The sequence below is a fragment of the Lysinibacillus sp. ACHW1.5 genome (genome assembly GCF_022014815.1).
Classification (GTDB): Bacteria; Bacillota; Bacilli; order Bacillales_A; family Planococcaceae; genus Lysinibacillus; species Lysinibacillus capsici.
The window spans coordinates 112,848-125,712 of record NZ_CP091777.1; the positions used below are offsets into that span (position 1 = coordinate 112,848).

The 12,865-nt window shown below is 48.2% G+C and carries 2 protein-coding genes, 11 tRNA genes and 6 rRNA genes; 18 read left to right on the forward strand and 1 reads right to left on the reverse strand.

What is annotated here, in order from left to right:
* Positions 1–33 precede the first annotated feature (33 nt).
* The 18 genes from L6W14_RS00550 (at position 34) to rrf (L6W14_RS00635) (ending at position 11,923) form a co-directional block, all read left to right on the forward strand.
* Positions 34–315 (forward strand): hypothetical protein, encoded by a 282-nt coding sequence (locus L6W14_RS00550; protein ID WP_131522625.1) that lies wholly within the window; start codon positions 34–36, stop codon positions 313–315.
* A gap of 695 nt (positions 316–1,010) precedes the next feature.
* Positions 1,011–2,562, forward strand: a 16S ribosomal RNA gene (locus L6W14_RS00555).
* A 180-nt stretch (positions 2,563–2,742) separates the two neighbouring features.
* Positions 2,743–5,670 (forward strand): 23S ribosomal RNA (locus L6W14_RS00560).
* A 115-nt stretch (positions 5,671–5,785) separates the two neighbouring features.
* Positions 5,786–5,901: ribosomal RNA gene (gene rrf, locus L6W14_RS00565) — 5S ribosomal RNA — on the forward strand.
* Between the two features lie 10 nt (positions 5,902–5,911).
* Positions 5,912–5,987: transfer RNA gene (locus L6W14_RS00570), tRNA-Val, on the forward strand.
* A 3-nt stretch (positions 5,988–5,990) separates the two neighbouring features.
* Positions 5,991–6,066 (forward strand) — tRNA-Thr (locus tag L6W14_RS00575).
* Between the two features lie 7 nt (positions 6,067–6,073).
* A tRNA-Lys gene (locus L6W14_RS00580) sits at positions 6,074–6,149 on the forward strand.
* Between the two features lie 18 nt (positions 6,150–6,167).
* Positions 6,168–6,252 (forward strand) — tRNA-Leu (locus L6W14_RS00585).
* Positions 6,253–6,289: 37 nt separating this feature from the next.
* Positions 6,290–6,364 (forward strand) — tRNA-Gly (locus L6W14_RS00590).
* Between the two features lie 5 nt (positions 6,365–6,369).
* Positions 6,370–6,458 (forward strand) — tRNA-Leu (locus tag L6W14_RS00595).
* Positions 6,459–6,466: 8 nt separating this feature from the next.
* A tRNA-Arg gene (locus L6W14_RS00600) sits at positions 6,467–6,543 on the forward strand.
* 9 nt (positions 6,544–6,552) lie between these two features.
* Positions 6,553–6,629 (forward strand) — tRNA-Pro (locus L6W14_RS00605).
* Positions 6,630–6,649: 20 nt separating this feature from the next.
* A tRNA-Ala gene (locus L6W14_RS00610) sits at positions 6,650–6,725 on the forward strand.
* A gap of 142 nt (positions 6,726–6,867) precedes the next feature.
* Positions 6,868–8,420: ribosomal RNA gene (locus L6W14_RS00615) — 16S ribosomal RNA — on the forward strand.
* A 94-nt stretch (positions 8,421–8,514) separates the two neighbouring features.
* Positions 8,515–8,591: transfer RNA gene (locus L6W14_RS00620), tRNA-Ile, on the forward strand.
* Between the two features lie 12 nt (positions 8,592–8,603).
* Positions 8,604–8,679: transfer RNA gene (locus L6W14_RS00625), tRNA-Ala, on the forward strand.
* Positions 8,680–8,768: 89 nt separating this feature from the next.
* Positions 8,769–11,696, forward strand: a 23S ribosomal RNA gene (locus L6W14_RS00630).
* Positions 11,697–11,807: 111 nt separating this feature from the next.
* Positions 11,808–11,923, forward strand: a 5S ribosomal RNA gene (gene rrf / locus L6W14_RS00635).
* The 16S, 23S and 5S rRNA genes sit together here with 11 tRNA genes alongside, the layout of an rRNA operon.
* Positions 11,924–12,012: 89 nt before the next feature.
* Here rrf (L6W14_RS00635) and L6W14_RS00640 read toward each other — a convergent pair.
* Positions 12,013–12,684 carry a LytTR family DNA-binding domain-containing protein gene (locus L6W14_RS00640; protein ID WP_237899028.1) on the reverse strand — a complete coding sequence of 224 codons (672 nt, stop codon included), beginning with the start codon at positions 12,682–12,684 and terminating at the stop codon, positions 12,013–12,015.
* Between the last annotated feature and the right edge of the window lie 181 nt (positions 12,685–12,865).

Below are 12,865 nucleotides of genomic sequence, written 5' to 3' on the forward strand. Positions count from 1 at the left end.
TATAAAAAAGAAGTATTTTATTGGGGGCTTATAATGAATTACAAAATTATTAACAAACAAGTATTTGAACAGGCACAATTACGTTCTGTTTCTGATGTTCCATTTACGGAGGAAGAGCTTGAGCATGGTATGAAATTAGTCGTTGCTAAAAAAGACGAGACACTTACTTTATATTTAGTAGAAATAGATGGCCATAAGAAATTTGATGTTCGTTGGGACGATTCTTCTGAAATCTTTAGTGGCTGGTATTCTGCATGGGATAACTTCTTGTGGTGCTTAAATATAGTTGACCCTCAAGGTAATGAAATAAGATAGGGACTATTAGAAATAAGCATGCGCTAAAGTACTTCTGCTTTAGCGCATGCTTATTTTCATTTAATGCATTTTAAAAAACCAACTAAGACCTAAACAACATAATTAGATTTTGTAGTTATTAGGAAGTAATTTTACACTAAATTTTATGAGTTATATTTAGCTTGAAAAGTAAGTAGTATTTTAATTTAAGATATTGAGATTTAATAGAAAGAGATGTATAGTAAAACAAATAATAAATAAGGAAAGATATTATGATTTACGATTCTCGTAAATACACAAAATAGCTTATTAAAGCAGGTTTATTAAATAAAATTAGATTTTGTGTAAAAAATGCTTGCGAAGTTTTTTCTAACGTGATAAATTATTACTTGTCGTTAAGACGATGCAATTTACAACATTGAACTTCAAAAACAATTTGAAAAAAGATGTTGATATGAATAATTGATTATAATATACTTTAAAAGTTGTCTCCGATGATTTTGAAAAAACATTTTAAAAAAGTGTTGACAACAAAGTAGAGAAATGTTATAATTTAAAAGTTGCTGTCGAGAGATGGTAGCTAAATGAACCTTGAAAACTGAACAAGCAAAACGTAATCAATAAAGTTTTAAGTAGCTAGTTTTGCTAGTGAACGAAACACAATTTTGGACATCAAACATGATGCCAGCAAAACAATTTGAGCTAATCAAATTTCTTTTATGGAGAGTTTGATCCTGGCTCAGGACGAACGCTGGCGGCGTGCCTAATACATGCAAGTCGAGCGAACAGAAAAGGAGCTTGCTCCTTTGACGTTAGCGGCGGACGGGTGAGTAACACGTGGGCAACCTACCCTATAGTTTGGGATAACTCCGGGAAACCGGGGCTAATACCGAATAATCTCTTTTACTTCATGGTGAAAGACTGAAAGACGGTTTCGGCTGTCGCTATAGGATGGGCCCGCGGCGCATTAGCTAGTTGGTGAGGTAACGGCTCACCAAGGCGACGATGCGTAGCCGACCTGAGAGGGTGATCGGCCACACTGGGACTGAGACACGGCCCAGACTCCTACGGGAGGCAGCAGTAGGGAATCTTCCACAATGGGCGAAAGCCTGATGGAGCAACGCCGCGTGAGTGAAGAAGGTTTTCGGATCGTAAAACTCTGTTGTAAGGGAAGAACAAGTACAGTAGTAACTGGCTGTACCTTGACGGTACCTTATTAGAAAGCCACGGCTAACTACGTGCCAGCAGCCGCGGTAATACGTAGGTGGCAAGCGTTGTCCGGAATTATTGGGCGTAAAGCGCGCGCAGGCGGTCCTTTAAGTCTGATGTGAAAGCCCACGGCTCAACCGTGGAGGGTCATTGGAAACTGGGGGACTTGAGTGCAGAAGAGGAAAGTGGAATTCCAAGTGTAGCGGTGAAATGCGTAGAGATTTGGAGGAACACCAGTGGCGAAGGCGACTTTCTGGTCTGTAACTGACGCTGAGGCGCGAAAGCGTGGGGAGCAAACAGGATTAGATACCCTGGTAGTCCACGCCGTAAACGATGAGTGCTAAGTGTTAGGGGGTTTCCGCCCCTTAGTGCTGCAGCTAACGCATTAAGCACTCCGCCTGGGGAGTACGGTCGCAAGACTGAAACTCAAAGGAATTGACGGGGGCCCGCACAAGCGGTGGAGCATGTGGTTTAATTCGAAGCAACGCGAAGAACCTTACCAGGTCTTGACATCCCGTTGACCACTGTAGAGATATAGTTTCCCCTTCGGGGGCAACGGTGACAGGTGGTGCATGGTTGTCGTCAGCTCGTGTCGTGAGATGTTGGGTTAAGTCCCGCAACGAGCGCAACCCTTGATCTTAGTTGCCATCATTTAGTTGGGCACTCTAAGGTGACTGCCGGTGACAAACCGGAGGAAGGTGGGGATGACGTCAAATCATCATGCCCCTTATGACCTGGGCTACACACGTGCTACAATGGACGATACAAACGGTTGCCAACTCGCGAGAGGGAGCTAATCCGATAAAGTCGTTCTCAGTTCGGATTGTAGGCTGCAACTCGCCTACATGAAGCCGGAATCGCTAGTAATCGCGGATCAGCATGCCGCGGTGAATACGTTCCCGGGCCTTGTACACACCGCCCGTCACACCACGAGAGTTTGTAACACCCGAAGTCGGTGAGGTAACCTTTTGGAGCCAGCCGCCGAAGGTGGGATAGATGATTGGGGTGAAGTCGTAACAAGGTAGCCGTATCGGAAGGTGCGGCTGGATCACCTCCTTTCTAAGGATTATTTCGGAATACAAACCTTGGGTTTGTAAGATTACGTTTTGCGTTCAGTTTTGAAGGTTCATTCTTCTGAATGAAACACTTCAAAACTTGTTCTTTGAAAACTGGATAAAACGACATTGAAATTGTAACAAACACATTTATTTTTTAAGTTTTTTATAGGCTTAATAACTTGGTTAAGTTATTAAGGGCGCACGGCGAATGCCTTGGCACTAGGAGCCGAAGAAGGACGGCACTAACACCGATATGCTTCGGGGAGCTGTAAGTGAGCTTTGATCCGGAGATTTCCGAATGGGGGAACCCACTACGTTTAATCGCGTAGTATCTTGACGTGAATACATAGCGTCTTGAAGGCAGACCCAGGGAACTGAAACATCTAAGTACCTGGAGGAAGAGAAAGAAAAATCGATTCCCTGAGTAGCGGCGAGCGAAACGGGAAGAGCCCAAACCAAGAGGCTTGCCTCTTGGGGTTGTAGGACACTCTATACGGAGTTACAAAAGAGCGAGTTAGATGAAGCGACTTGGAAAGGTCCGCCAGAGCAGGTAAAAGCCCTGTAGTCGAAAGTTCGTTCTCTCCTGAGTGGATCCTGAGTACGGCGGAACACGTGAAATTCCGTCGGAATCCGGGAGGACCATCTCCCAAGGCTAAATACTACCTAGTGACCGATAGTGAACCAGTACCGTGAGGGAAAGGTGAAAAGCACCCCGGAAGGGGAGTGAAAGAGATCCTGAAACCGTGTGCCTACAAGTAGTTAGAGCCCGTTAATGGGTGATAGCGTGCCTTTTGTAGAATGAACCGGCGAGTTACGATTACGTGCAAGGTTAAGCTTTAGAAGGCGGAGCCGCAGCGAAAGCGAGTCTGAATAGGGCGAAGTAGTACGTGGTCGTAGACCCGAAACCAGGTGATCTACCCATGTCCAGGGTGAAGGTGAGGTAACACTTACTGGAGGCCCGAACCCACGCACGTTGAAAAGTGCGGGGATGAGGTGTGGGTAGCGGAGAAATTCCAATCGAACTTGGAGATAGCTGGTTCTCTCCGAAATAGCTTTAGGGCTAGCCTCGTGATGAGAATACTGGAGGTAGAGCACTGTTTGGACTAGGGGGCCATCCCGGTTTACCGAATTCAGACAAACTCCGAATGCCAGATATTTATACACGGGAGTCAGACTGCGAGTGATAAGATCCGTAGTCAAAAGGGAAACAGCCCAGACCACCAGCTAAGGTCCCAAAGTAATCGTTAAGTGGAAAAGGATGTGGCGTTGCACAGACAACCAGGATGTTGGCTTAGAAGCAGCCATCATTTAAAGAGTGCGTAATAGCTCACTGGTCGAGTGACGCTGCGCCGAAAATGTATCGGGGCTAAACGATTCACCGAAGCTGTGGATTGACATCTACGATGTCAGTGGTAGGAGAGCGTTCTAAGTGCGTTGAAGTCAGATCGGAAGGACTGGTGGAGCGCTTAGAAGTGAGAATGCCGGTATGAGTAGCGAAAGACGGGTGAGAATCCCGTCCACCGTATGACTAAGGTTTCCTGAGGAAGGCTCGTCCGCTCAGGGTTAGTCGGGACCTAAGCCGAGGCCGATAGGCGTAGGCGATGGACAACAGGTTGATATTCCTGTACCACCTCCTCACCGTTTGAGAAATGGGGGGACGCAGTAGGATAGGGTAAGCGCGCCGTTGGTTGTGCGCGTCCAAGCAGTAAGGCGTGTGTGTAGGCAAATCCGCACACTGTAACGTTGAGCTGTGATGGCGAGTCCGTATGGACGAAGTTCCTGATTTCACACTGCCAAGAAAAGCCTCTATCGAGGTGAGAGGTGCCCGTACCGCAAACCGACACAGGTAGTCGAGGAGAGAATCCTAAGGTGTGCGAGAGAACTCTCGTTAAGGAACTCGGCAAAATGACCCCGTAACTTCGGGAGAAGGGGTGCTCTTGAGCGTGCAAGCGCATGAGAGCCGCAGTGAATAGGCCCAGGCGACTGTTTAGCAAAAACACAGGTCTCTGCAAAACCGTAAGGTGACGTATAGGGGCTGACGCCTGCCCGGTGCTGGAAGGTTAAGAGGAGTGGTTAGCGCAAGCGAAGCTGCGAATTGAAGCCCCAGTAAACGGCGGCCGTAACTATAACGGTCCTAAGGTAGCGAAATTCCTTGTCGGGTAAGTTCCGACCCGCACGAAAGGCGTAACGATCTGGGCACTGTCTCAACGAGAGACTCGGTGAAATTATAGTACCTGTGAAGATGCAGGTTACCCGCGACAGGACGGAAAGACCCCGTGGAGCTTTACTGTAGCCTGATATTGAATTTTGGTACAACTTGTACAGGATAGGTAGGAGCCAGAGATCTCGGAGCGCCAGCTTCGAAGGAGGCGTCGGTGGGATACTACCCTGGTTGTATTGAAATTCTAACCCATGCCCCTTAGCGGGGCAGGAGACAGTGTCAGGCGGACAGTTTGACTGGGGCGGTCGCCTCCTAAAAGGTAACGGAGGCGCCCAAAGGTTCCCTCAGAATGGTTGGAAATCATTCGTAGAGTGTAAAGGCACAAGGGAGCTTGACTGCGAGACCTACAAGTCGAGCAGGGTCGAAAGACGGGCTTAGTGATCCGGTGGTTCCGCATGGAAGGGCCATCGCTCAACGGATAAAAGCTACCCCGGGGATAACAGGCTTATCTCCCCCAAGAGTCCACATCGACGGGGAGGTTTGGCACCTCGATGTCGGCTCATCGCATCCTGGGGCTGTAGTCGGTCCCAAGGGTTGGGCTGTTCGCCCATTAAAGCGGTACGCGAGCTGGGTTCAGAACGTCGTGAGACAGTTCGGTCCCTATCCGTCGTGGGCGTAGGAAATTTGAGAGGAGCTGTCCTTAGTACGAGAGGACCGGGATGGACACACCGCTGGTGTACCAGTTGTCTTGCCAAAGGCATCGCTGGGTAGCTATGTGTGGACGGGATAAGTGCTGAAAGCATCTAAGCATGAAGCCCCCCTCAAGATGAGATTTCCCATTACGCAAGTAAGTAAGATCCCTCAAAGACGATGAGGTAGATAGGTTCGAGGTGGAAGTGTGGTGACACATGGAGCTGACGAATACTAATCGATCGAGGACTTAACCAAAAAAGTTTGAAACATTCAATGCACCGTTTATCCAGTTTTGAAAGAACAAGTAAGTTTTAAAAAAAGCTTGTATTTATACTTAAATATGGTATAATAAATCTTGTCTTTTAATAAGTCTAGTGATGATGGCAAAGAGGTCACACCCGTTCCCATACCGAACACGGAAGTTAAGCTCTTTAGCGCCGATGGTAGTTGGGGGCTTCCCCCTGTGAGAGTAGGACGTCGCTAGGCATAATACCCAGGAGGATTAGCTCAGCTGGGAGAGCATCTGCCTTACAAGCAGAGGGTCGGCGGTTCGAGCCCGTCATCCTCCACCATATGCCGGTTTAGCTCAGCAGGTAGAGCAACTGACTTGTAATCAGTAGGTCGTGGGTTCGATTCCTATAGCCGGCACCATTTTTTCGAGCCATTAGCTCAGTTGGTAGAGCATCTGACTTTTAATCAGAGGGTCGAAGGTTCGAGTCCTTCATGGCTCACCATTTTTTAAATAATAATAAGCGGGTGTGGCGGAATTGGCAGACGCACTAGACTTAGGATCTAGCGCCGCAAGGCGTGGGGGTTCGACTCCCTTCACCCGCACCATTATTTTCATTGCCAGATAAAAAAAGCTTATGCACATGCGGAAGTAGTTCAGTGGTAGAACACCACCTTGCCAAGGTGGGGGTCGCGAGTTCGAACCTCGTCTTCCGCTCCAAATGTGCCGGGGTGGCGGAACTGGCAGACGCACAGGACTTAAAATCCTGCGGTAGGTGACTACCGTACCGGTTCGATTCCGGTCCTCGGCACCATTTTAAATGCGCCCGTAGCTCAATTGGATAGAGCGTCTGACTACGGATCAGAAGGTTATGGGTTCGACTCCTGTCGGGCGCGCCATAAGAACAACGGGAAGTAGCTCAGCTTGGTAGAGCACTTGGTTTGGGACCAAGGGGTCGCAGGTTCGAATCCTGTCTTCCCGACCATTTCCTAAAAATAAAAATATGGGGCCTTAGCTCAGCTGGGAGAGCGCCTGCCTTGCACGCAGGAGGTCAGCGGTTCGATCCCGCTAGGCTCCACCAATTCAATTACATGAACCTTGAAAACTGAACAAGCAAAACGTAATCAATAAAGTTTTAAGTAGCTAGTTTTGCTAGTGAACGAAACACAATTTTGGACATCAAACATGATGCCAGCAAAACAATTTGAGCTAATCAAATTTCTTTTATGGAGAGTTTGATCCTGGCTCAGGACGAACGCTGGCGGCGTGCCTAATACATGCAAGTCGAGCGAACAGAAAAGGAGCTTGCTCCTTTGACGTTAGCGGCGGACGGGTGAGTAACACGTGGGCAACCTACCCTATAGTTTGGGATAACTCCGGGAAACCGGGGCTAATACCGAATAATCTCTTTTACTTCATGGTGAAAGACTGAAAGACGGCATCTCGCTGTCGCTATAGGATGGGCCCGCGGCGCATTAGCTAGTTGGTGAGGTAACGGCTCACCAAGGCGACGATGCGTAGCCGACCTGAGAGGGTGATCGGCCACACTGGGACTGAGACACGGCCCAGACTCCTACGGGAGGCAGCAGTAGGGAATCTTCCACAATGGGCGAAAGCCTGATGGAGCAACGCCGCGTGAGTGAAGAAGGTTTTCGGATCGTAAAACTCTGTTGTAAGGGAAGAACAAGTACAGTAGTAACTGGCTGTACCTTGACGGTACCTTATTAGAAAGCCACGGCTAACTACGTGCCAGCAGCCGCGGTAATACGTAGGTGGCAAGCGTTGTCCGGAATTATTGGGCGTAAAGCGCGCGCAGGCGGTCCTTTAAGTCTGATGTGAAAGCCCACGGCTCAACCGTGGAGGGTCATTGGAAACTGGGGGACTTGAGTGCAGAAGAGGAAAGTGGAATTCCAAGTGTAGCGGTGAAATGCGTAGAGATTTGGAGGAACACCAGTGGCGAAGGCGACTTTCTGGTCTGTAACTGACGCTGAGGCGCGAAAGCGTGGGGAGCAAACAGGATTAGATACCCTGGTAGTCCACGCCGTAAACGATGAGTGCTAAGTGTTAGGGGGTTTCCGCCCCTTAGTGCTGCAGCTAACGCATTAAGCACTCCGCCTGGGGAGTACGGTCGCAAGACTGAAACTCAAAGGAATTGACGGGGGCCCGCACAAGCGGTGGAGCATGTGGTTTAATTCGAAGCAACGCGAAGAACCTTACCAGGTCTTGACATCCCGTTGACCACTGTAGAGATATAGTTTCCCCTTCGGGGGCAACGGTGACAGGTGGTGCATGGTTGTCGTCAGCTCGTGTCGTGAGATGTTGGGTTAAGTCCCGCAACGAGCGCAACCCTTGATCTTAGTTGCCATCATTTAGTTGGGCACTCTAAGGTGACTGCCGGTGACAAACCGGAGGAAGGTGGGGATGACGTCAAATCATCATGCCCCTTATGACCTGGGCTACACACGTGCTACAATGGACGATACAAACGGTTGCCAACTCGCGAGAGGGAGCTAATCCGATAAAGTCGTTCTCAGTTCGGATTGTAGGCTGCAACTCGCCTACATGAAGCCGGAATCGCTAGTAATCGCGGATCAGCATGCCGCGGTGAATACGTTCCCGGGCCTTGTACACACCGCCCGTCACACCACGAGAGTTTGTAACACCCGAAGTCGGTGAGGTAACCTTTTGGAGCCAGCCGCCGAAGGTGGGATAGATGATTGGGGTGAAGTCGTAACAAGGTAGCCGTATCGGAAGGTGCGGCTGGATCACCTCCTTTCTAAGGATTATTTCGGAATACAAACCTTGGGTTTGTAAGATTACGTTTTGCGTTCAGTTTTGAAGGTTTATGAAATTTAATAAAACTTCCAAGAGGGCCTATAGCTCAGCTGGTTAGAGCGCACGCCTGATAAGCGTGAGGTCGATGGTTCGAGTCCATTTAGGCCCACCATATATACCTCTTGGGGCCTTAGCTCAGCTGGGAGAGCGCCTGCCTTGCACGCAGGAGGTCAGCGGTTCGATCCCGCTAGGCTCCACCATTTTTTTGTTCTTTGAAAACTGGATAAAACGACATTGAAATTGTAACAAACACATTTATTTTTTAAGTTTTTTATAGGCTTAATAACTTGGTTAAGTTATTAAGGGCGCACGGCGAATGCCTTGGCACTAGGAGCCGAAGAAGGACGGCACTAACACCGATATGCTTCGGGGAGCTGTAAGTGAGCTTTGATCCGGAGATTTCCGAATGGGGGAACCCACTACGTTTAATCGCGTAGTATCTTGACGTGAATACATAGCGTCTTGAAGGCAGACCCAGGGAACTGAAACATCTAAGTACCTGGAGGAAGAGAAAGAAAAATCGATTCCCTGAGTAGCGGCGAGCGAAACGGGAAGAGCCCAAACCAAGAGGCTTGCCTCTTGGGGTTGTAGGACACTCTATACGGAGTTACAAAAGAGCGAGTTAGATGAAGCGACTTGGAAAGGTCCGCCAGAGCAGGTAAAAGCCCTGTAGTCGAAAGTTCGTTCTCTCCTGAGTGGATCCTGAGTACGGCGGAACACGTGAAATTCCGTCGGAATCCGGGAGGACCATCTCCCAAGGCTAAATACTACCTAGTGACCGATAGTGAACCAGTACCGTGAGGGAAAGGTGAAAAGCACCCCGGAAGGGGAGTGAAAGAGATCCTGAAACCGTGTGCCTACAAGTAGTTAGAGCCCGTTAATGGGTGATAGCGTGCCTTTTGTAGAATGAACCGGCGAGTTACGATTACGTGCAAGGTTAAGCTTTAGAAGGCGGAGCCGCAGCGAAAGCGAGTCTGAATAGGGCGAAGTAGTACGTGGTCGTAGACCCGAAACCAGGTGATCTACCCATGTCCAGGGTGAAGGTGAGGTAACACTTACTGGAGGCCCGAACCCACGCACGTTGAAAAGTGCGGGGATGAGGTGTGGGTAGCGGAGAAATTCCAATCGAACTTGGAGATAGCTGGTTCTCTCCGAAATAGCTTTAGGGCTAGCCTCGTGATGAGAATACTGGAGGTAGAGCACTGTTTGGACTAGGGGGCCATCCCGGTTTACCGAATTCAGACAAACTCCGAATGCCAGATATTTATACACGGGAGTCAGACTGCGAGTGATAAGATCCGTAGTCAAAAGGGAAACAGCCCAGACCACCAGCTAAGGTCCCAAAGTAATCGTTAAGTGGAAAAGGATGTGGCGTTGCACAGACAACCAGGATGTTGGCTTAGAAGCAGCCATCATTTAAAGAGTGCGTAATAGCTCACTGGTCGAGTGACGCTGCGCCGAAAATGTATCGGGGCTAAACGATTCACCGAAGCTGTGGATTGACATCTACGATGTCAGTGGTAGGAGAGCGTTCTAAGTGCGTTGAAGTCAGATCGGAAGGACTGGTGGAGCGCTTAGAAGTGAGAATGCCGGTATGAGTAGCGAAAGACGGGTGAGAATCCCGTCCACCGTATGACTAAGGTTTCCTGAGGAAGGCTCGTCCGCTCAGGGTTAGTCGGGACCTAAGCCGAGGCCGATAGGCGTAGGCGATGGACAACAGGTTGATATTCCTGTACCACCTCCTCACCGTTTGAGAAATGGGGGGACGCAGTAGGATAGGGTAAGCGCGCCGTTGGTTGTGCGCGTCCAAGCAGTAAGGCGTGTGTGTAGGCAAATCCGCACACTGTAACGTTGAGCTGTGATGGCGAGTCCGTATGGACGAAGTTCCTGATTTCACACTGCCAAGAAAAGCCTCTATCGAGGTGAGAGGTGCCCGTACCGCAAACCGACACAGGTAGTCGAGGAGAGAATCCTAAGGTGTGCGAGAGAACTCTCGTTAAGGAACTCGGCAAAATGACCCCGTAACTTCGGGAGAAGGGGTGCTCTTGAGCGTGCAAGCGCATGAGAGCCGCAGTGAATAGGCCCAGGCGACTGTTTAGCAAAAACACAGGTCTCTGCAAAACCGTAAGGTGACGTATAGGGGCTGACGCCTGCCCGGTGCTGGAAGGTTAAGAGGAGTGGTTAGCGCAAGCGAAGCTGCGAATTGAAGCCCCAGTAAACGGCGGCCGTAACTATAACGGTCCTAAGGTAGCGAAATTCCTTGTCGGGTAAGTTCCGACCCGCACGAAAGGCGTAACGATCTGGGCACTGTCTCAACGAGAGACTCGGTGAAATTATAGTACCTGTGAAGATGCAGGTTACCCGCGACAGGACGGAAAGACCCCGTGGAGCTTTACTGTAGCCTGATATTGAATTTTGGTACAACTTGTACAGGATAGGTAGGAGCCAGAGATCTCGGAGCGCCAGCTTCGAAGGAGGCGTCGGTGGGATACTACCCTGGTTGTATTGAAATTCTAACCCATGCCCCTTAGCGGGGCAGGAGACAGTGTCAGGCGGACAGTTTGACTGGGGCGGTCGCCTCCTAAAAGGTAACGGAGGCGCCCAAAGGTTCCCTCAGAATGGTTGGAAATCATTCGTAGAGTGTAAAGGCACAAGGGAGCTTGACTGCGAGACCTACAAGTCGAGCAGGGTCGAAAGACGGGCTTAGTGATCCGGTGGTTCCGCATGGAAGGGCCATCGCTCAACGGATAAAAGCTACCCCGGGGATAACAGGCTTATCTCCCCCAAGAGTCCACATCGACGGGGAGGTTTGGCACCTCGATGTCGGCTCATCGCATCCTGGGGCTGTAGTCGGTCCCAAGGGTTGGGCTGTTCGCCCATTAAAGCGGTACGCGAGCTGGGTTCAGAACGTCGTGAGACAGTTCGGTCCCTATCCGTCGTGGGCGTAGGAAATTTGAGAGGAGCTGTCCTTAGTACGAGAGGACCGGGATGGACACACCGCTGGTGTACCAGTTGTCTTGCCAAAGGCATCGCTGGGTAGCTATGTGTGGACGGGATAAGTGCTGAAAGCATCTAAGCATGAAGCCCCCCTCAAGATGAGATTTCCCATTACGCAAGTAAGTAAGATCCCTCAAAGACGATGAGGTAGATAGGTTCGAGGTGGAAGTGTGGTGACACATGGAGCTGACGAATACTAATCGATCGAGGACTTAACCAAAAACGTTTGAAACATTCAATGTGCCGTTTATCCAGTTTTGAAAGAGCAAATCTTTCTAAAAAGAGAGCTTCTAGATACACCAATAATCCGTGTATGGAAGGTCGATCATAGTCTAGTGATGATGGCAAAGAGGTCACACCCGTTCCCATACCGAACACGGAAGTTAAGCTCTTTAGCGCCGATGGTAGTTGGGGGCTTCCCCCTGTGAGAGTAGGACGTCGCTAGGCAAAAAAAGACCAGAGAATTTATTCTCTGGTCTTTTTTGTTGTGCTCAGTCTAAAGTAGGCTATCCCCCGAAAAGGACAGTCCTATATACTTAAAACTCAAGAGCACTCCGAAGATCATTTAGGTAAGATTGACTCACTGGTAACTCACTTCCATCAATTAAAGTGACAATAAAATTTGACGTTAAATCACGTGCCATTTTTTTTATGAAATGTATATTTACAATGTAAGATCTATGGATACGAATAAAATATGATGGTAATCGTAATTGAAGTTCTTTCAGTGTAATACTCGTTTTATACTGATCACCCTCTACATAAAACCATGTTTTTTTCTGTAGGCTTTCAATATGAGATATTTTATTAATTGCTACAGGATTCCATTCCTCCTCTTGCTTTCCGGTTAAAAATTGAAATGGTTCTGCTCTTTTTGTTGTAAATGATGACGGTAGGACAATGACAAGAGCAGCAGGCTTATTTTGAATGTATATGGGATAACCAATGCCGTAATAAGGCGTATCGAATAGGGAATTATCTAAAATAGCATCTGTTTTTTTATGAGTCTGTAACACTTGGTCCGCAATACTCCCAGGTAATACTTGTTGACCTATCTCTAAATGAATACTGTGGTGACCAGAGTGAAAATAAATATAAGCATTTTCAACAGCAATCGCAATGGATGAATCAGCAGGTATCCAGTCTTTCAACATAAAAATATATTGTTGTGAAATATCTTTTACGAAAGAATTTAACTCATTATTCATTGTGAATATCCCCCTTGTTTGTAAACAGTCTTCCAAATTTCATCGTCAAAAAAGGTAGTTTTATCCTTAAAATTTGATCTTTTATCGAAAAATAATGAAAATTCAAATAGTCTGTTATATATTAATTTACAACAAATAAACCTGTTATGGAACAGATAATTAAAAGTTTTTTAACAGAGTA